We start from the raw sequence: 18,914 nt of genomic DNA on the forward strand, positions 1-18,914 counted from the left end.
AATGCCCGCGATGCGTGCTATGGTTTTTGGATGCTCGCTCCCAGTCTGAACGCCATCGACACCTTTGTGGACGCCCTGTGGCTGGAAGATGGCCTGTCGCGCAACACGCTGGCCGCCTACCGGCGCGACCTGACGCTGTATGCGCAGTGGCTGGCCGACCAGCAGCCCGCCCTGGCGCTGGACGACACGGCCGAACACCACCTGCAGGCCTACTTTGCCGCCCGCCATGCGCAGACCCGCGCCACTTCGGCCAACCGGCGCCTCACGGTGTTGCGCCGCTACTTTCACTGGGCGCTGCGCGAGCGGCGCATCACTGCCGACCCCACGGTGCGGCTGCAGGCGGCGCGCCAGCCGCTGCGTGTGCCCAAGACCCTGTCGCAAGCGCAGGTGGAGGCGCTGCTGAACGCGCCCGACCTGGGCAACTCTCTGGGCCTGCGCGACCGCACCATGCTGGAGCTGATGTACGCCAGCGGCCTGCGCGTGACCGAGCTGGTCACGCTCAAGACCTACCAGGTCGGCCTGAACGAAGGCGTGCTGCGGGTGATGGGCAAGGGCAGCAAGGAGCGCCTGGTGCCGTTTGGCGAAGAGGCGCGTGCCTGGCTGGAGCGCTATTTGAACGAGGCCCGCGGCGCCATCCTGGGCGGGCAGCAGACCGACGACCTGTTCGTCACCCAGCGCGGCAGCGGCATGACGCGCGTGATGTTCTGGGTCATTGTGAAGAAGTGGGCGCAGGTGGCGGGTATCACGGTGCCGCTGTCGCCGCACACGCTGCGCCACGCGTTTGCCACGCACCTGCTCAACCACGGCGCCGACCTGCGCGTGGTGCAGCTGCTGCTGGGCCATGCGGATATCTCCACCACCACCATCTACACCCACGTGGCGCGCGAGCGGCTCAAGTCCCTGCACGCGCAGCATCACCCCCGTGGATAGCGTGCAACACCACACTGGCGTGGGCTGAGCGGCGCGCCAGACCGGTTTTCCCACACCAAAACCAGGAGACATTGCATGAAAAAACTCATCACCAGCGCACTGCTGCTGGGGGCTGCCACCCTGGCCATGGCGCAGGCCTGGCCCACGGCCAAGCCCATCCGCCTCATCGTGGGGTACCCGCCGGGCGGCGGCATCGACTTTGCCGCGCGCACCGTGCAGGTGCCGCTGCAGGAGCTTGTCAAGCAGCAGATCGTGGTGGACTACAAGCCCGGTGCCGGTGGCATGCTGGCGGCGACCGAGCTGACCCGGGCCGCGCCCGATGGCTACACGTTGCTGCTGGCCAATACCGGCCCGTTCGCTATCGCACCGTATTTGCAGCGCAAGATGCCGTACGACCCGCTCAAGCAGTTCAGCTACATCGGCCAGATCAGCCAGGGCAGCTACATCGCGGTCACCCGGCCGGACCACCCTGCCAAGGACCTCAAGGAATGGGTGGCATGGGCCAAGGCCAACGCTGGCAAGGTGAACTTCGCATCGGGCGGTGCGGGCACCTCCACCCACCTGAATGGCGAGCTGATGAACCAGGCGACCGGGCTGGACGTGACGCATGTGCCCTACAAAGGCAGTGCCCCGGCTGTGCAGGACTTGATCGGCGGACAGACGCAGTTGCTGATCGATGCAGGGCCGGTGCTGCTGCCGCAGGTCAAGGGCGGCAAGCTGAAGGCGCTGGCAGTGACGGGCCCACGCCGCGACCCGCAGTTGCCCGACGTGCCAACGGTCGCTGAACTTGGGCTCGGCGGCATGGAATCCGTCGGCTTCCAGGGGCTGGTGGGCCCCGCAGGCATGCCCAAGGAGGTGGTGGACAAGCTGGCCGCCGAACTGGCTAAGGTTCTGGCACAAGCGGAGGTGAAGGCCAAGTTCGCGTCCACAGGTTCAGAGGTACATTCTCTGGGACCCACGGAATTCTTCGGCTTTGTGAAGGGCGAGAACGACAAGTGGGCCAAGCTGATCCGCGAGCGCAAGCTCGAACTGGATTGACGGGCTGACCTGACGGCTGCCCATCGAACTCCTCACCATTGGCTCTCACCATGAATCTGCTTTTTTCTCGCCGCCAGTGGGTGGCCGCTGCTGCTGTCGCCCTGGTGGTCTCTCCCGTCGTGGCGTCGGCCCAGGCGTGGCCCGCCAAACCCATCCGCATCATCGTGGCCTACCCGGCAGGGGGCGTGAGCGACAACATCGCCCGCGCGCTGGCCGACAAGCTGGCGGTGCAGCTGGGCACCCCTGTGGTCATTGAAAACAAGGCGGGCGCCAGTGGCAGCCTTGGCGTGGACGCGGTGGCCAAAGCCGCGCCGGACGGCTACACGCTGGGCTTTGCAGCGGTCAGTCCCCTGGCGCTCAACCCGCACCTGGGCAAGTCCCCCTTCGATCCGCAAAAGGACATCGCGCCAGTGGTCAGCGTGATGTATTCGCCGGTGTTGCTGTTGGGCACGCCCGCGAGCCGGGCGACCGACTTCAAGGACCTGATTGCCCGCGCGCGGGCCCAGCCCGGCACGGTGCGCTGGGCCACGTCGGGGCAGGCATCGCTGGGACACATCATGCTGGAGCAGATCCAGTCGGTGGCGCAGGTGCAGATCACGCACATCCCCTACAAGGGCGGCGGGCAGCAGATGAACGACGCGCTGGGCGGGCAGTTTGAGGTGCTATCGACCAACGCCGGCCCAGCGGTGCTGCAGCACATCCAGGCGGGCAAGCTCAAGCCGCTGGCGGTGGGGGCTCCGGCGCGGCTGGATTCGCTGCCCCAGGTGCCCACGCTCGCCGAGCTGGGTCAGCCTGCAGCCAATCTCTCGTCCCTGTTTGGCCTCTATGCCCCGGCCCAGACGCCCAAGACGGTCATCACACGCATCAATACCGAGGTGAACAAGGCGTTGGCCCTGCCGGACATTCGCGCCAAGCTCGATGCCACTGACAACGTGCCCACAGGTGGCACCACGGCCGAGTTCGCGCGCCAGATTGCGCTGGAGTCCGAAAATAACGCCCGCATCATCCGCGCGGCAGGAATTCAGGGCAACTGACCGTGTGCAGGGGTTTGAAGCCCCAGAAACGCCACAGGCCCTGTCAAAGCAGGGCCTGTGGTCTTTTAAGGGGAAAGGCGGGACTATTCTTCGTTCAGGCTCTCGGCCCAGGTCAGCGCCTGCAGGTGGGCCCAGTTCACCTGGCGGTTGGACAGGTGCAGCGCATCGGCGTTCTTGGCAAAGGCCACTTCATCGCCGCTTTCGCAGGCCTTGGTCAGCTCCAGGAACGGGGCAAACACACCGGTGCCACGCAGCAGGGCATCCATCACGGGTTCGGGCAGGGCCACGGATTCCAGCGCCTTTTCGAGCGGCACGCCCAGCATGGTGTCCAGCAGCGAGAACACGCCCACGACGAAGGCGTTGTCGCATTCTTCGGGCGGCAGCAGCTCGGCAGCCAGCAGCTCCATCAGGCGGCCGCGCACCACGGCGGTCTGGCCCACGGCCGGTGGCGCTCCCCCCGCACGCGAGGTGGTCATCAAGAGGGCCGCCCAGCGGAACAGCTTTTTCAGCCCCAGGATCATCACCGCGTGGCGGAACGAGGTGATCTCGCACGACAGGCCAAAACCCGACGAGTTGATGAAACGCAGCAGGTTGAAAGACAGGGTGGGGTCTTTCTTGAGCAGGTCTTCGATCTCCGCCGTGCTGGCCTGTTTGCGCACGAGGTTGATGAGCTGGATGATGGTGGCCTGCGAGGGGCGGATGGTGGTGGCCTTGACCAGCGAGGGATGCGCAAACCAGTAGCCCTGGAACAGCTTGACGCCCAGATCGCGCATCAACTCGTATTGCGCAGCCGTTTCGACCTTTTCGGCCACCAGCGTGGCCTTGCTGTGGGTGGTGGCAAATTTGACCAGGGGGGCCGCCAGCTCGGGCTTGAAGGCCTGCATGTCCAGCTTGATGAAAGCCGCCATCGGCAGCCAGCTGGTGTAGGCGCGCTTGAGGGCCTGCTGGTCAAACGCGAGGCGAAAGCCACGTGTGCGCAACGCCTCCAGCGTGGGAACGCGGCCTTCGATTTCTTCGGGGGTGGCGCTGTCGGGCAGCGGTGGCACCTCCAGCACCACCTTTTCGGGGTGGATCAGCTCCAGGTGGCCGCCCGAGAGGCTGTCATGCGTGCAGTTGATGAACACCGTCTTCTTGCCGACCAGGGCCTCGGTGCCCGCGTAGGACAGGGCATTGAACAGCAGGGCTGCATCGCTGGCGGCGGTGTGTGAGTCGGACGCGGTGGAGCGGTCGAACAGCTCGTAGCCATAGACCGCGCGGCTTTCGTCCACGATGGCCTGGCGCGCAATGATGGCAAGGTTCTCGTCCACGGGATCGACCACAGGCGCTGCGGCGTCCGGGGTGTCTTGTTCGGGTGTGCTCGACATGGGGTCCACTGAAATGAAGGGCTGACGATCATTCTAGACCGCCGGGCGTTGGCAGAGAACCAAAGTCTGACCGGGGGCCGCCAGTGTGGCGGCGATACCTGTCAGTCGCTGATGTGGTCGGCCCAGGCCAGCGCCTGCAGGTGGGCAAAGTTGATCTGCTGGCTGGTCAGGTGCAGCAGGCCGGCAGCGCGGTCAAACACGGCGTCGTCGCTGGACTCGCAGGCCTCCGCCAGGGTCAGCAGGTCACCCAGGAAACCTTCGCGCCGCAGCAGCGCGGCCGCCACGGGTTCGGGCACGTTGAGCAGGCCAATCGCCGACTCCATGGGCATGGAGAGCATCACATCCAGCAACGAGAAGATGCCCACCACAAAGGCCTGGTCGGCTTCCTCGGGGGGCAGTGTCTCCAGTGCCAGCAGCTCCATCAGGCGCCCGCGCACCACGGCGGTGTGGCCCACCGACGACGGCGTACCGTTGTTGCGCGACGCGGTCAGCAGCAGCGCCGCCCAGCGGAACAGCTTTTTCAGGCCCATGAGCATCACGGCCTGGCGGAAGGAGGTGATCTCGCGCGACAGGCCAAAGCCGGCGGAGTTGATGAGGCGCATCAGGTTGAAGGCCAGGCCCGCATCCTTCTTGAGCACTTCTTCGATCTCGTCGGTGCTGGCCTGTTTGCGCACCTGGTTGATCAGCTCGATGATGCTGGCCTGCGACGGCGTGAGCAGCTTGGTCTCGACCAGGGCAGGGCGGGCAAACCAGTAGCCCTGGAACAGCTGCACCCCCTGGCTGGACACCATGTCGTACTGCTGGGCCGTCTCCACCTTCTCGGCGATCAGTTCGGCCTTGCAGTGGCGGCCCGCGTAGCTGATCAGCACCGCGAGCTGGTCGGGCGCCAGCACCGACAGGTCCAGCTTGATGTAGTCCGCCAGCGGCAGCCACGGCGCATACGCCGACTGCAGCACCGTGTGGTTGAAGGCCAGGTGAAAGCCCCGGTCGCGCAGCTCGGTCAGGATGGGCAGGCGCGTAGCGACCTCTTCGGCGGCCGCATGGCCCAGGGGCGGAATCTCCAGCACCACCTTGTCGGGGTCCACCAGCTCCAGGTGGCCGCCCGACAGGCTTTCATGGGTGCAGTTGACGAAGATCAGCTTCTTGCCCACCAGCTCCTCGGTGCCAGCGTGCGACAGGGCGGTGAACACCAGGATCACGTCGGTGGCGGCCGTGTGGGCGGCGCCGCTGCGCGAGCGGTTGAACAGCTCGTAGCCAACCACCACCTGTTGTGCGTTCACGATGGCTTGGCGCGCAATCATGGCGACCGACGATTGGTTGCCCGGCGGTGGCGCTGGCGGTGTGCCAGGGGTGAAGGCTTGGGTCATGGGCGTGGGCTTGGTGTTCTTGAAAGAGGGTGCGCTGACCCGCTGGGGGCATCGCCAAGAATTGTAGGAGCCATCGTATTCCCCTCAGATCGTCAACACATGGCTTGGTGATTAGGCCTGCTGCAGCCAGCGCAGCTCGGCGTCGCTGAAACCGGCGCTGCGTCGCGCCGACTCATTGAACGGTGGCTTCAGGCGGGGGGCTTCGTACCGCTGCACCAGCGTGCCGTAGAGGGATTCCGGGTCCTGGCCCGCGCGCTCGCACAGCCAGCGGTACCAGTGGTTGCCGATGGCGACATGCCCCACCTCGTCATGCAGGATCACGTCCAGGATGGCAACGGCGGCCAGGGCGTCGGGCGTGCCCACCTGGCGCAGTTTGGCCTGGATCTGCGGCGTGGCGTCGAGCCCCCGGGCTTCCAGCGTGCGGGGCACCAGTGCCATGCGGGCCAGCACGTCGTGCCGGGTTTTCTCGCACATGGTCCACAGCCCCTGGTGGGCCGGGAAGTCCCCATAGTCGTGACCTTGGCTGCGCAGGTGGTCGCGCAGCAGCCTGAAGTGCTTGGCCTCTTCGGCCGCCACGCGCATCCAGTCCTGGTAGTAGGTGCGGGGCATACCGTCAAAGCGCCACACGGCGTCCAGCGCCAGGTTGATGGCGTTGAACTCGATGTGGGCGATGGCGTGGATGAGGATGGCCCGGCCCTCGGGGGTAGCGGGCGAGCGGCGGGCCACCTGGGTGTGGCGCAGCAGTTCGGGGCGCTCGGGACGGCCGGGCAGGGCGTCCGGGTCGGTGGGGGCCGCAGGGGCAGTATCTGCTATCGAAAGCGTAGCTGCCTGGGAATACAGGTCTAGCGCTGCAGCCGCTTTTTGTTCGGGGTCTGCCAGGCACAAGACCTGCAGTGCACGGTGGCGAAGCTCCATCCTTACAATTCTAGGCCTTGCCATCGGCACCAAGGCTTGCGCTTTGTAACGATTGGCGACCTCTCAGGGCGCGCCATGGCGTGCCGCTTCTTTTGTTTCAGCGGAGTGGGTGCATGGCAATTTACGAACTCGACGGTGTGGCTCCCCAAGTGGCGGCGTCGGCCTGGGTGGCCGACAGCGCGCAGGTGATGGGCAACGTGGTGCTGGGTGAAGACTCCAGCGTGTGGTTTGGCACCGTGGTGCGCGGCGACACCGAGAGCATCACCATCGGCGCAGGCTCCAACATCCAGGACGCGAGCGTGCTGCACGCCGACATCGGCAAGCCCCTGGTGGTGGGCGATCGGGTGACGGTGGGCCACCAGGTCATGCTGCACGGCTGCACCATCGGCGACGAATCGCTGATCGGCATTGGCGCTGTGGTGCTCAACGGCGCCAGGATCGGCAAGAACTGCCTCGTGGGCGCGGGTGCGCTGGTCACCGAGGGCAAGGAGTTCCCCGATGGCTCCATGATCATCGGCAGCCCGGCCAAGGCCGTGCGTGAACTCACCCCTGAGCAGATCGAAGGCCTGCGCCAGAGCGCTCAGCACTACATCGACAATGCGCGCCGCTTCCAACACGGCTTGCACAAGATCGGCTGAACGCCGCCCACTGGCGCTCGCTGCTGCTATTTTTCTCCTGGAATCCCTGCGTGTCTGAACTCCACAAGTTTCTTTTCGATGGTCTGCCCGTGCGCGGCATGATCGTGCGCCTTACCGATGCCTGGACCGAGATCCTGAAACGCCGGGCGGGCAACACCGCCACCGGCGCCTATCCCGCCCCCGTGAGCGAGCTGCTGGGCGAGATGGCGGCCGCCGGCGTGTTGATGCAGTCCAACATCAAGTTCAACGGCGCGCTGGTGCTGCAGGTGTTTGGTGATGGCCCCGTCAAATTGGCCGTGGCCGAGGTGCAGTCGGACCTGAGCCTGCGCGCTACAGCCACCGTGAATGGCGAGGTGCTGCCGGACGCGAAGCTGAGCCAGATGGTCAATGTGGGCGGCGGTGGCCGCTGCGCCATCACCCTGGACCCCAAGGACCGCCACCCTGGCCAGCAGCCCTACCAGGGCGTGGTGCCTCTGCACGGCGACCACCACGAAAAGCTGGAGCGTCTGTCGGACGTGCTGCAGCATTACATGCTGCAGTCCGAGCAGCTCGACACCATTCTGGTGCTCGGCGCCAACGACCAGGTGGCGGCAGGCCTCTTGATCCAGCGCATGCCCATCAAGGGCGAGGGCAACCTGGCCGCGGGCCTCTCGCACCGCGAGAACGAAGACCAGATCGGCCACAACGAGGACTACAACCGCATCGCCCACCTGGCTGCCAGCCTGACCCGCGAAGAACTGCTGACGCTGGACGTGGACACCATCCTGCGCCGCCTGTTCTGGGAAGAAAAGTTGCTGCGCTTTGAACCCCAGCAGGGCGCCAGCGGCCCGCGTTTTGCATGCACCTGCAGCCGCGAGCGCGTGAGCAACATGCTGCGCAACCTGGGCGCTGAAGAGGCCGAGAGCATCCTCGCCGAGCGCGACGACATCGAAGTGGGTTGCGAGTTCTGCGGCCAGCAGTACCGGTTTGATGCCGTGGATGCTGCGCAGATTTTTGTCTCGCCCGCCGCTGCTCAGCCCCCGGGGCCCACAGGCATCCAGTAGCCGTCTGCAGCCTCCATCGGGCGCGGTGGTTGGCTGACCATCGTTGACAATCGCCCCCGCCATCCACGCCTAAGATTCCTGGGTCACCCTGCAGCAGCGCCTGCCGCTGCGAGGGGCCGGCGCACAAGGTCCGATCGCAAGGCCTGTGTGCGTTCAAGCGATCACATCCGGTCGCGCAGGAAATGAACGAGGGGTGTCATGCAGTTTCTTCGCCGTGTTCTGGGGGGCCACTGGGCCAGCCCGGCTACGCCTCCGCTGGCGCTGTACGACAGCGCGGCGGCACCCGACTCGCGGCGTGCCGATACCCTGCTCGCCGCGCTGGACATCGACGCCGCCATCAATGCCCACGAGCGCTGGAAAGACCGCCTGATGGACTACCTGGAGGGCCGCACCTCCGCCGGGCTGGACCCGGCGCTGGTGCGCCGCGCTGACCACAGTGCGCTGGGCCGCTGGTTGCACGGCGTAGGCGGCGAGCTGCTGGGCGACCAGCCGGCCTATCCGCTGCTGGTGGCGCGCTACCAATACTTTCATGAGCAGGCGGCCACCCTGGTGGAACTGGCCCAGCAGGGCGAATGGGACCGGGCTGTGCAGGTGCTCAACGGTGGTTACCGCTATGGTTCCAGCCAGGTGGTGTTGCTTCTCAAGGAACTCAAGCGCGGTCTGGCGTGATGGCTTGCGGCGGTGTCGTATCCCGCTGCTCAACGAGCGCCGTGAACAGTCGATGCTCACAAGCCGGGTCGCTGCACTTTTCGCAGTTCCAGGCGCGCAGCCGGGCTGCTCTGGGCGTATTTTCAGTGTCCCATGCGGCCCTTGCGCTAGTGGAATATGCCTGTGGTGCTATATTTTGTATAGCAATAAGCGCATTGCGAGTGCGCTGCTCGCCCGTTCCGTACACCACGCGGTAGGGTATCGCCGCAGCCGCCAGGGCCGCACGCAGCCGGGTATCGCAGGCCTCCTGCGCAGTCCGTTCCTCGGCAGGACAGGGCTGATCGAGACCCATGAGCAGAGTCAATGCCACCGCGTCGGACTCTGCCTGCGGTGTGGGCGGGGTGTGGGCCAGGTGCGGGTGGTGCAGGGCGATACGCACCGTGCTGGGAGTGATCTGCTGCTGCAGCGCCTGTGCCAACGCCTCCACGCCCGTGTAGGGCGCGCCCAGCAGGGCAATCAAGGGAGTGGGGGGAGAGGGCTGCCGCACGGGGTTGAATGAAGCGCAGGCCTTGGTCCAGGGCTGCGTTGTGGGTGTGGACGGTGCGGGGTGGTCCAAGGCGGCTGAGTGACCCCGCACGACAGATCAGCGGGGTGTGAACTGCACGTACACCTCGTTGGGCTTGACCATGCCCAGCTCGCTGCGCGCCTTTTCTTCCACCATATCAAGGCCTTCCTTGAGGTCGTGCACCTCCGAGGTCAGCCGCGCATTTGCCTGGCGGGCCTGTTCGTTGGCCGCCTTCTGCACATCAATCTGCCGCTGCATCGCATTGACGCGCGGCACGCTGCCCCGCCCCAGCCAGAGCTGGGCGTGCAGCGCTGCCAGCAAGGCCAGCAGGATGACGGGGACGATGCGGGAGACCAATGGAGGGCTCGCTCAGGCGAGGGCTGCCAGGGGCTCAGCGCAGGTTGTAGAACGCAGCGCGGCCAGGGTACTGCGCGATCTCGCCCAGGTCTTCCTCAATGCGCAGCAGCTGGTTGTACTTGGCGATGCGGTCCGAGCGCGACAGCGAGCCGGTCTTGATCTGGCCCGCATTCGTGCCCACCGCGATGTCGGCAATGGTGCTGTCCTCGGTCTCGCCCGAGCGGTGCGAGATCACGGCGGTGTAGCCCGCGCGCTTGGCCATCTCGATCGCAGCGAAGGTCTCGGTCAGCGTACCGATCTGGTTGATCTTGATCAGGATCGAGTTGGCAATGCGCTTGTCGATGCCTTCCTTCAGGATCTTGGTGTTGGTCACGAACAGGTCGTCACCCACCAGTTGCACCTTGTCGCCCAGGCGTTCGGTCAGATGCTTCCAGCCGTCCCAGTCGCCTTCGTGCATGCCGTCTTCGATGCTGATGATCGGGTACTTGTCCACCCAGGCCGCCAGCATGTCCGTCCACTGCTGGGCGGTGAGCTTGAGGCCGCCTTCGCCTTCCAGCACATAGTGGCCGTCCCTGTAGAACTCGCTCGCAGCGCAGTCCAGGCCCAGGGCGATCTGATCGCCCGCCGTGTAGCCCGCAGCTTCAATGGCTTGCAGGATCAGGCGGATGGCTGCTTCGTGGTTTTCAACGCTGGGGGCAAAGCCGCCTTCGTCGCCCACGGCGGTGCTGATGCCCTTGTCGTGCAGGATCTTCTTGAGCGCGTGGAACACTTCGGCGCCCCAGCGCACGGCTTCGCGGAACGTGGGCGCGCCCACCGGGATGATCATGAACTCCTGCAGGTCCAGGCTGTTGTTGGCGTGTGCGCCGCCGTTGATCACGTTCATCATGGGCACGGGCAGTTGCACGCTGCCCATGCCGCCCAGGTAGCGGTACAGGGGCAGGCCAGACTCTTCGGCGGCGGCGCGGGCCACGGCCATGGACACGGCCAGCATGGCGTTGGCGCCCAGGCGGCTCTTGTTCTCGGTGCCATCGAGGTCGATCAGGGTCTTGTCCAGGAAGGCCTGCTCGGAGGCATCCAGGCCCAGCACGGCTTCGCTGATCTCGGTGTTGATGTATTCCACGGCCTTGAGCACGCCCTTGCCCAGGTAGCGGCCTTTGTCGCCGTCGCGCATTTCAATGGCTTCACGGCTGCCGGTGGAGGCGCCCGACGGCACGGCGGCCCGGCCCATCACGCCCGATTCGAGCAACACGTCGCATTCGACGGTGGGGTTGCCGCGGCTGTCCAGAATCTCGCGACCGACGATGTCAACGATGGCACTCATGGTTTTCCTTTTGCAGAAGTTTTAAATCAAATCAGTCTCTAGCGCCTTCTGTATAAGCGCTAGCAGCTATTAATTGGTGAGCGATTTGGGTGTGTGCGCTCAGACGCCTTCGACACACACCATGCGCATGACGGCGGCGCCTTCGCGGGCGGCCTTGGCTTTCTGGTACTCGGGCGTGTCGTAGAAGGCGCGAGCGGCTTCAAAGCTCGGGAACTTGAGGATCACGGTACGACCGGGGTTCCAGTCGCCCTCCAGCACTTCGACCTTGCCGCCACGCACGCAGACTTCAGCGCCGTGGGCTTGCATGGCAAGGGTGCTCCACTTGCGGTACTCGTCGTACTGCGTGGGGTTGGTGACGGTGACGGATGCGATGACGTAACCACTGCTCATGTCTCAAGCTCCAAAGTTGTTTTCGAGGAATCCGCTTTTCTTGGTGACATCGTCCAGGGCCACCAAGGTCTCCAGCAGCGCCTTCATGTGCTTGAGCGGTACGGCGTTCGGGCCGTCCGACCAGGCCTCGGCGGGGCGGGGGTGGGTTTCCATGAACAGGCCCGCCACGCCCACAGCCACACCGGCACGCGCCAGCACGGGCACCATCTCGCGCGCGCCACCGCTCACGGCGCCCAGGCCGCCGGGCTTTTGCACCGAGTGGGTCACGTCGAACACCACGGGTGCGCCGGAGTTGCGCATCTCGGCCAGGCTGGTCATGTCAGCCACGAGGTTGTTGTAGCCAAAGCTCACGCCGCGCTCGCAGGCCAGAAACCGGTCTTCCGACAGGCCGACTTCGGCCGCAGCAGCGCGGGCCTTGTCGATGACGTTCTTCATGTCCCAGGGCGCCAGGAACTGGCCCTTCTTGATGTTCACCGGCTTGCCGCTTTGTGCCACGGCGCGGATGAAGTCCGTCTGGCGGCACAGGAAGGCAGGCGTCTGCAGCACATCGACCACGCTGGCCACCTCGGCCACGTGCGAGGTGTCGTGCACGTCGGTCAGGATGGGCAGCTGCAGCTGGCGGCGCACTTCATCGAGGATCTTCAGGCCGGCCTCCAGCCCCACACCACGCTTGCTGGTGCCCGACGAGCGGTTGGCCTTGTCGAACGAGCCTTTGTAGATCAGCGGAATGCCCAGCGGCGCGCAGGCTTCCTTGAGCTGGCCTGCGACATCGAGCGACATCTCCAGGCCTTCAATGGAACAGGTGCCTGCGATCAGGAAGAAGCGCTGGTCCAGGCCAACGTTGAATCCGCACAGCTGCATGGTGAGGTCCCCTTAGGCTTTTTTCGCGGCTTGCTGGTGCTCCACGGCCGCCTTGATGAAGGCATTGAACAGCGGGTGGCCGTTCCACGGAGTGGATTTGAACTCGGGGTGGAACTGCACGCCGATGAACCAGGGGTGCACGCTTTGCGGCAGCTCCACGATTTCGGTGAGTTCTTCACGCTGGGTCAGCGCCGAGATCACCAGGCCCGCCTTGCGCAACTGGTCCAGGTAGTTCACGTTGGCTTCGTAGCGGTGGCGGTGGCGCTCGGTCACCACATCGCCGTAGATGCTGTGGGCCAGTGTGTCCTTGGCCACGTCCGAGCTTTGCGCGCCCAGGCGCATGGTGCCGCCCAGATCGGAGTTTTCGTCGCGTTTCTTGATGGTGCCGTCCGCGTCCTTCCACTCGGTGATCAGGGCGATCACGGGGTGTGGGGTGGTGGGGTCGAACTCGGTGCTGTTGGCGTGGGCGAGGCCTGCCACGTGGCGCGCGTATTCGATGGTGGCCACCTGCATCCCCAGGCAGATGCCCAGGTAGGGCACCTTGCGCTCGCGGGCAAACTGGGCCGTGGCGATCTTGCCTTCCACACCACGCTGGCCGAAGCCGCCGGGCACCAGGATGGCGTCGTATTTGGCGAGCTTGGCGGCTGCGTCGGCGCTGTCAATGGTTTCGGAATCGACATGGTCGATCTTCACGCGCACATGGTTGCGCATGCCGGCGTGCCGGAGGGCTTCGTTGACCGACTTGTAGCTGTCCGACAGGTCCACATACTTGCCGACCATGGCGATGGTGACTTCGCCTTGGGGGTGTTCGGTCTCATGCACCAGATCGTCCCAGCGCTTGAGGCTGGTGGGCGGGGTGTTCAGGCGCAGCTTGTCGCAGATCAGGCCGTCCAGGCCCTGCTCGTGCAGCATGCGCGGCACCTTGTAAATGGTGTCCACGTCCCACATGCTGATCACGCCCCATTCGGGCACGTTGGTGAACAGCGAGATCTTGGCGCGCTCTTCCTCGGGGATGCGGCGGTCGGCGCGGCACAGCAGGGCGTCGGCCTGGATGCCGATCTCGCGCAGCTTCTGCACCGTGTGCTGGGTGGGCTTGGTCTTGAGCTCGCCCGCTGCCGCGATCCAGGGCAGGTAGGTCAGGTGCACGAAGGCCGCGTTGTTGGGCCCCATGCGCAGGCTCATCTGGCGCACGGCTTCGAGGAACGGCAGCGATTCGATGTCGCCCACGGTGCCGCCGATCTCGACGATGGCCACATCCACGGCATCGGGCGTGCCAATGCCGGCGCCGCGCTTGATGAATTCCTGGATTTCGTTGGTGACATGGGGAATGACCTGCACGGTCTTGCCCAGGTAGTCGCCACGGCGTTCCTTCTCCAGCACGGACTGATAAATCTTGCCCGTGGTGAAGTTATTGGTTTTCTTCATGCGCGTTTCGATGAAACGCTCATAGTGGCCCAGATCCAGGTCGGTTTCTGCGCCGTCATCGGTCACGAACACCTCGCCGTGCTGGAACGGCGACATGGTGCCCGGGTCTACGTTGATGTAGGGGTCAAGCTTGATGAGGGTGACTTTGAGTCCCCGCGATTCGAGGATCGCGGCAAGGGAGGCTGAGGCGATTCCCTTACCGAGGGAAGACACCACACCGCCGGTGACGAAGACAAATTTGGTCATGTCTTTTTTGGTGGTGGGAAATTGGGATTATAGATGGCACCCCGGCGACACCCCCGGGGGCAGGGTCACCCCCGTCTGCTAAATTCGCGCCATGAATGAGCTTGCTGGCAAACACATTGTTCTGGGTCTGAGTGGGGGCGTGGCTTGCTACAAGGCAGCCGATCTGTGCCGTCAGCTCATCAAGGAGGGCGCCACCGTGCAGGTGGTGATGACCGAGGCGGCAGAGCAGTTCATCACCCCGGTCACCATGCAGGCGCTGTCTGGCCGCACGGTGTACGGCTCGCAATGGGATGCGCGCGAGCCCAACAACATGCCCCACATCAATCTGAGCCGCGACGCGGATGCGATCCTGATCGCGCCTTGCAGTGCGGACTTCATTGCGCGCCTGGTGCAGGGCAGGGCGGACGAGTTGCTCAGCCTGCTGTGCCTGGCGCGTCCCGCTCAGCGCGTACCCCTGTTGCTGGCCCCTGCGATGAACCGCGAAATGTGGGCGCACCCGGCCACGCGGCGCAATCTGGCCCAGGTGGCGCAGGACGGTGCAGTGGTGCTGGGCGTGGGCAATGGTGACCAGGCCTGTGGCGAGACGGGTGACGGCCGCATGCTGGAGCCGCTGGAGCTGCTGGACGAGCTGATCGCTTTTTTCACGCCCAAGACCCTTGTGGGCCGGTCGGTACTCGTCACGGCGGGGCCCACGTTTGAAGCCATTGACCCGGTGCGTGGCATCACCAACCTGTCGAGCGGAAAGATGGGCTTTGCTGTGGCCCGGGCGGCGCGCGAGGCGGGTGCCGATGTCACCCTGGTCGCAGGGCCGGTGCATGTGCCCACGCCACGCGGCGTGCGGCGTGTCAATGTGCAGTCCGCCCAGGAGATGCTGGCGGCCGTGGAGCGGCATGTCCAGGCCGCCTCGGTGTTTGTTGCCACGGCCGCAGTGGCCGACTGGCGCCCTGCCCACCAGTCCGACCAAAAGATCAAGAAAGACGGCTCGGGCCAGTCCCCGTCGCTGGAGTTCGTCGAGAACCCCGACATTCTGGCCACCGTAGCCCGGTCGCCGCATGCGCTGGAAGGGGATCTTTTCTGCGTGGGTTTTGCCGCCGAAAGCCATGACCTGCTGGCCCATGCCACCGCCAAAAGGACGCGCAAGGGCGTCCCCTTGCTGGTGGGCAATATTGGCCCCGCTACCTTTGGGCAGGACGACAACGCCCTGCTGCTGGTGGACGCGCAGGGCAACCGCGAGTTACCCCGCGCGTCCAAGCGTGTGCTGGCGCAGCAGCTTATCGCTGAGATCGCCGCGCGTTTGCCACCTTTGCGTTCTTGACGGCCACCACCGTGGGGAGGTGTGATGACAACTGGTGCCACCAAGCCTGATTGGGACACGCCACCCGATGGCGACTTTGCGGCTTACGTGGAACGGCTGACAGCCCAGGCGCCTTTGCAAAAGGCCCGAGCGGCACAGGCAAGTGCTGCCGCTACCAACGGTGCCGTTCAGTCATCCAAGGCCAGTGCGCCAGCGACTTCCCTGCCTCAGGTCCTGCCGCCCGATGTGCTGCAGCTGATGCAGCCGCTGGCGGGCGTACTGCGCACGGTGCGATCGGTGTTGCTGGTAATGATGGTGTTGCATGGCATTGCGCTGTTCCTGCTTGGTCGGGGCTCGCTGCCAGGCCTGGTGGTCATGGGGGCGGTGTGGTGGGGACTGGGTTGGCTGATGCAATCGGCCGCACAGGCTGGGGGTGCGCAGGCCCCGGGTGGGCGTGCAGGGATGGAATCGTTGCAGGATCGCCTGCGACAAATGGCGCAGCAGCGCAGTGGCACAGGAATAGGAACAGGAAAGAAAAAACCGTGAAGATAGATGTGAAGATTCTCGATCCGCGCATGGCGGACCAATTGCCCACCTACGCCACACCCGGTAGCGCTGGGCTGGACCTGCGTGCCTGCCTGGATGCGCCGCTGACCCTGCAGCCCAACGCCTGGCAACTGGTGCCTACGGGCATTGCGATCTATCTGCAAGACCCGGGCTATGCCGCGCTGATCTTGCCGCGCTCGGGCCTGGGGCACAAACATGGCATCGTGCTCGGCAATCTGGTGGGGTTGATCGACAGTGACTACCAAGGGCAGCTCATGGTGAGCGCCTGGAACCGCAGCAATGTGGCGTTTACCCTGGAGCCCATGGAGCGGCTGGCCCAATTGGTGATTGTTCCGGTGGTGCAGGCCCAGTTCAACGTCGTCACCGAGTTTGCGGCCACGCAGCGGGGTGAGGGGGGCTACGGATCCACAGGCAAGTCCTGAGGTGGACCGCCCGGGGCTCCGAGCGCGTGATGGGTGAGTGGCCGGGTTGTAAGACCCCGCTTACGTTTCGATGGGTCTGTTACCGACATGGCGATGGCCCCTTGTCTACGCCGCGGCATCCTCAGGCGTTGTTCCAATCGGTATATGGGCATTGAGCTCTGGGTCGTCGGAGATTTTTCAGTGCCTGCCCCAACAACTTCTGGAGATTGAACATGCAATTCACCCGTCCCCTCGCCCTCGTGGGCACCGTGGTTCTGGCTGCTTCGCTGGCTGCTTGCGGCCACAGCCGCCCGGCACCTGCTCCGCAATACTCCGGCGGTTATTCGAGTGGCTACCAGACGGCGCCTGCCTATCCGCAGAATCAGGCAGGCACCGAATATGGTCGCGTGTCCAACATCGAGGTCCTGCAGGGCCGCAGCCAAGGCCAGACCACCGGCACTGGTGCCGTTCTGGGCGCGGTGGTGGGCGGCGTTCTTGGCAACCAGGTGGGCAAGGGCACGGGTCGTGCTGCAGCCACCGCTGTAGGCGTGTTGGGTGGTGCGGTGGCTGGCAACGCCATCGAGGGGCGCAACAACCAGGAATTTGTGCAGGGATACCGGTTGTCCGTGCAGCTGGACCAGGGGGGGTATCGCGTGTATGACGTGAGCAGCCCGGGTGACCTGCGCATCGGCGATCGCGTGCGTTTGTACAACGGTCAGATTTCGCGCATGTGACCTGACGCACTGCCCTCACAAGCGGGCGCTCCGAGTTTCCTCGGGGCGCCCGTTGTGCTTTTGGTAGGACTTAGTGCAGCAACGAGCTGCCTGGCGCCTGGGGCTGGACGCGGAAGAAGCCGGTTCCAGCCGTGCCACGCCCGATTTCTTCTTCGGTGGCTTCGCGCACGGCCTGCACCGTCAGTTGCAGGCGCAGCGCGATGCCCGCCAGCGGGTGGTTACCGTCGAGCACGATATGTTCGGGATAGATCTCGGCCACGGTATAGAGGGCCGTGCGGGGGGCATCGGGGTTGCAGCCCTCGGGCAGGGCCATGCCGTCAAACGTCATCCCTTCTTCGATCTCGGCGGGGAAGAGGGCGCGGGGTTCCAGAAACAGCAATTGGTCATTGAAGTCACCGAAAGCGTCCTCGGGTTCGAGGTGCAGTGCCAGCGTGGCACCAGGGCCGTGGCCTTGCAGGGCCTCTTCGATACGGGGCAGGAGATCATCACCGCCCACCAGAAACTCCACGGGTTCGTCGAGTACGTCGAGTTCTTCGCCCAGGGTGTCTTTCAGGGTCCAGGTCAGTGCGACCACACATTGTTGGGTAATTTCCATAGGAGAATTGTCGCAGTTTGACCAACGGCCCCGCAAAAGGGCAACACTTTCCCCATGGACATTCAGCAACCCTTGGCCCTGCTCGGCGGCCTCACTCCCGCGCAATTCATGCGCCGCCACTGGCAGAAGAAGCCCTTGCTGGTGCGCCAGGCCATCCCGCAGTTTGCGCCGCCGGTGCTGCGGGCCGAGCTGTTTGCGCTGGCCGGGCAGGAGGGTGTGGAGTCCCGCCTGGTGCAACAGATCAAGGGCGCCTGGAAGCTGCGCCACGGGCCCTTCAACCGCCGTGCACTGCCTGCGTTGCAGCAGCCCGACTGGACGCTGCTCGTACAGGGCGTCGATCTGCACAACGACGCGGTGCATGCGCTGATGCAGCAGTTTCGTTTTGTGCCCGAGGCGCGGCTGGACGATCTCATGATCAGCTACGCCAGCAATGGCGGTGGCGTAGGGCCCCATTTCGACAGTTATGACGTCTTTTTGCTGCAGGCGCACGGCAAGCGGCGCTGGCGCATCGGGCGCCAAAAGGATCTGTCGCTGCGCGACGGCATTCCCTTGAAGGTGCTGGCCCAGTTCGAGCCTGAGGAGGAGTTTGTGCTGGAGCCGGGTGACATGCTGTACCTGCCCCCGCGTTATGCCCACGACGGGATTGCCGAAGGCGAGTGCATGACCTACTCCATCGGTTTTCGCGCACCGGCCCGCGCCGAGCTGGCGCAAGAGCTGCTGGTGCGTCTGGCGGAAGATGCCGGGGAGGACGACCATCCGTTGCTGTACCGCGATGCCGGACAAGACGCTGTGGCGCAGCCGGCGCACATTCCTGCCGGGCTGCAGGACTTTGCGCGTGAGGCGCTGTCGCGCGCGCTGGCCCAGCCGCTGGTGCTGGAACGCGCGCTGGGCGAGTACCTGACCGAGCCCAAGCCCAGCGTGTGGTTTGAGCCTGGTGACCCCAAGGTGATGCTGGAAGGGGTGCGGCTGGACCGCAAGAGCCGCATGATGTACGACACACAGCACATCTTCATCAACGGCGAAAGCTACCGCGCAGCGGGGCGCGACGCCACGCTGATGCGGCGCCTGGCCGATGAGCGCCAACTGTCGGCACGCGATCTGGCACGGGCCAGCGACGACGCGCTGGAGCTGCTTTCGTCGTGGTGCGATGCGGGCTGGGCCCATGCCTGGGCCGGCTGAGA

At 65.2% G+C, this 18,914-nt stretch carries 21 protein-coding genes; 11 read left to right on the plus strand and 10 right to left on the minus strand.

All coding sequences use genetic code 11. The features are described from left to right. Positions 1 to 30 precede the first annotated feature (30 nt). The 3 genes from xerD (at position 31) to IB236_RS03195 (ending at position 3,002) form a co-directional block, all read left to right on the plus strand. Positions 31 to 930 (plus strand): site-specific tyrosine recombinase XerD, encoded by a 900-nt coding sequence (xerD, locus tag IB236_RS03185; protein WP_192418759.1) that lies wholly within the window; start codon positions 31 to 33, stop codon positions 928 to 930. A 75-nt stretch (positions 931 to 1,005) separates the two neighbouring features. Next, the gene (locus IB236_RS03190; RefSeq protein ID WP_192418760.1) at positions 1,006 to 1,968 is read left to right on the plus strand and encodes a tripartite tricarboxylate transporter substrate binding protein; all 963 of its coding nucleotides are present in this window, start codon (positions 1,006 to 1,008) and stop codon (positions 1,966 to 1,968) included. A gap of 50 nt (positions 1,969 to 2,018) precedes the next feature. Then, on the plus strand, positions 2,019 to 3,002 hold the full coding sequence (locus IB236_RS03195; RefSeq protein WP_060986431.1) for a tripartite tricarboxylate transporter substrate binding protein: 984 nt from the start codon (positions 2,019 to 2,021) through the stop codon (positions 3,000 to 3,002). Between the two features lie 83 nt (positions 3,003 to 3,085). Here the strand turns inward: IB236_RS03195 and IB236_RS03200 are convergent, their stop codons facing one another. From IB236_RS03200 to IB236_RS03210, 3 genes are all read right to left on the minus strand, one after another. Further along, positions 3,086 to 4,366: an EAL and HDOD domain-containing protein gene (locus IB236_RS03200; protein ID WP_056061670.1), complete on the minus strand. Its 1,281-nt coding sequence runs from the start codon at positions 4,364 to 4,366 to the stop codon at positions 3,086 to 3,088. Between the two features lie 101 nt (positions 4,367 to 4,467). Next, positions 4,468 to 5,733, minus strand: coding sequence for an EAL and HDOD domain-containing protein (locus tag IB236_RS03205; RefSeq protein WP_056061672.1), 1,266 nt, complete (start codon positions 5,731 to 5,733; stop codon positions 4,468 to 4,470). A 111-nt stretch (positions 5,734 to 5,844) separates the two neighbouring features. Then, on the minus strand, positions 5,845 to 6,648 hold the full coding sequence (locus IB236_RS03210) for a ferritin-like domain-containing protein (RefSeq protein WP_192418762.1): 804 nt from the start codon (positions 6,646 to 6,648) through the stop codon (positions 5,845 to 5,847). Positions 6,649 to 6,761: 113 nt separating this feature from the next. On the opposite strand from IB236_RS03210, the gene IB236_RS03215 reads away from it, so the two are divergent. The 3 genes from IB236_RS03215 (at position 6,762) to IB236_RS03225 (ending at position 8,998) form a co-directional block, all read left to right on the plus strand. Beyond that, on the plus strand, positions 6,762 to 7,286 hold the full coding sequence (locus tag IB236_RS03215) for a gamma carbonic anhydrase family protein (protein ID WP_192418764.1): 525 nt from the start codon (positions 6,762 to 6,764) through the stop codon (positions 7,284 to 7,286). A gap of 50 nt (positions 7,287 to 7,336) precedes the next feature. Beyond that, positions 7,337 to 8,329 carry an Hsp33 family molecular chaperone HslO gene (locus IB236_RS03220; RefSeq protein ID WP_056743430.1) on the plus strand — a complete coding sequence of 331 codons (993 nt, stop codon included), beginning with the start codon at positions 7,337 to 7,339 and terminating at the stop codon, positions 8,327 to 8,329. 198 nt (positions 8,330 to 8,527) lie between these two features. Continuing rightward, a complete protein-coding gene (locus IB236_RS03225; protein ID WP_192418766.1) occupies positions 8,528 to 8,998 on the plus strand; it encodes a CZB domain-containing protein in 471 nt (156 codons plus the stop codon). Here IB236_RS03225 and IB236_RS03230 read toward each other — a convergent pair. From IB236_RS03230 to IB236_RS03255, 6 genes are all read right to left on the minus strand, one after another. Beyond that, entirely contained in the window at positions 8,979 to 9,497 is a 519-nt protein-coding gene (locus IB236_RS03230; protein ID WP_121943365.1) for a hypothetical protein, read from the minus strand. The genes IB236_RS03225 and IB236_RS03230 overlap by 20 nt on opposite strands. A 123-nt stretch (positions 9,498 to 9,620) precedes the next feature. Next, the gene (locus IB236_RS03235) at positions 9,621 to 9,899 is read right to left on the minus strand and encodes a septum formation initiator family protein (protein WP_056061693.1); all 279 of its coding nucleotides are present in this window, start codon (positions 9,897 to 9,899) and stop codon (positions 9,621 to 9,623) included. Positions 9,900 to 9,933: 34 nt separating this feature from the next. Beyond that, the gene (gene eno / locus IB236_RS03240; protein ID WP_192418770.1) at positions 9,934 to 11,220 is read right to left on the minus strand and encodes a phosphopyruvate hydratase; all 1,287 of its coding nucleotides are present in this window, start codon (positions 11,218 to 11,220) and stop codon (positions 9,934 to 9,936) included. A 99-nt stretch (positions 11,221 to 11,319) separates the two neighbouring features. Beyond that, on the minus strand, positions 11,320 to 11,610 hold the full coding sequence (locus IB236_RS03245; RefSeq protein ID WP_056061699.1) for a DUF1330 domain-containing protein: 291 nt from the start codon (positions 11,608 to 11,610) through the stop codon (positions 11,320 to 11,322). A 3-nt stretch (positions 11,611 to 11,613) separates the two neighbouring features. Continuing rightward, positions 11,614 to 12,471, minus strand: coding sequence for a 3-deoxy-8-phosphooctulonate synthase (gene kdsA, locus IB236_RS03250; protein WP_192418772.1), 858 nt, complete (start codon positions 12,469 to 12,471; stop codon positions 11,614 to 11,616). Between the two features lie 12 nt (positions 12,472 to 12,483). Further along, positions 12,484 to 14,142, minus strand: a complete 1,659-nt coding sequence (locus IB236_RS03255; RefSeq protein ID WP_192418774.1) for a CTP synthase — start codon at positions 14,140 to 14,142, stop codon at positions 12,484 to 12,486. A 91-nt stretch (positions 14,143 to 14,233) separates the two neighbouring features. Here IB236_RS03255 and coaBC point away from each other — a divergent pair, with 91 nt between their 5' ends. From coaBC to IB236_RS03275, 4 genes are all read left to right on the plus strand, one after another. Next, positions 14,234 to 15,457, plus strand: a complete 1,224-nt coding sequence (gene coaBC, locus IB236_RS03260) for a bifunctional phosphopantothenoylcysteine decarboxylase/phosphopantothenate--cysteine ligase CoaBC (RefSeq protein WP_192418776.1) — start codon at positions 14,234 to 14,236, stop codon at positions 15,455 to 15,457. A gap of 24 nt (positions 15,458 to 15,481) precedes the next feature. Then, on the plus strand, positions 15,482 to 15,982 hold the full coding sequence (locus IB236_RS24265) for a hypothetical protein (protein WP_225580916.1): 501 nt from the start codon (positions 15,482 to 15,484) through the stop codon (positions 15,980 to 15,982). Then, the gene (gene dut, locus IB236_RS03270; protein ID WP_015013334.1) at positions 15,979 to 16,425 is read left to right on the plus strand and encodes a dUTP diphosphatase; all 447 of its coding nucleotides are present in this window, start codon (positions 15,979 to 15,981) and stop codon (positions 16,423 to 16,425) included. The genes IB236_RS24265 and dut overlap by 4 nt, the downstream gene beginning before the upstream one ends. Before the next feature lie 212 nt (positions 16,426 to 16,637). Then, a complete protein-coding gene (locus IB236_RS03275) occupies positions 16,638 to 17,138 on the plus strand; it encodes a glycine zipper 2TM domain-containing protein (RefSeq protein ID WP_192418778.1) in 501 nt (166 codons plus the stop codon). A gap of 70 nt (positions 17,139 to 17,208) precedes the next feature. Here IB236_RS03275 and IB236_RS03280 read toward each other — a convergent pair whose 3' ends face one another. Continuing rightward, positions 17,209 to 17,733, minus strand: coding sequence for a peptidylprolyl isomerase (locus IB236_RS03280; protein WP_056061714.1), 525 nt, complete (start codon positions 17,731 to 17,733; stop codon positions 17,209 to 17,211). A 54-nt stretch (positions 17,734 to 17,787) separates the two neighbouring features. Here IB236_RS03280 and IB236_RS03285 point away from each other — a divergent pair, with 54 nt between their 5' ends. Further along, positions 17,788 to 18,912: a cupin domain-containing protein gene (locus tag IB236_RS03285; RefSeq protein ID WP_192418780.1), complete on the plus strand. Its 1,125-nt coding sequence runs from the start codon at positions 17,788 to 17,790 to the stop codon at positions 18,910 to 18,912. Positions 18,913 to 18,914 lie beyond the last annotated feature (2 nt).

It is taken from the genome of Acidovorax sp. ACV02 (assembly GCF_014851475.1).
Lineage (GTDB): Bacteria > Pseudomonadota > Gammaproteobacteria > Burkholderiales > Burkholderiaceae_C > Acidovorax > Acidovorax delafieldii.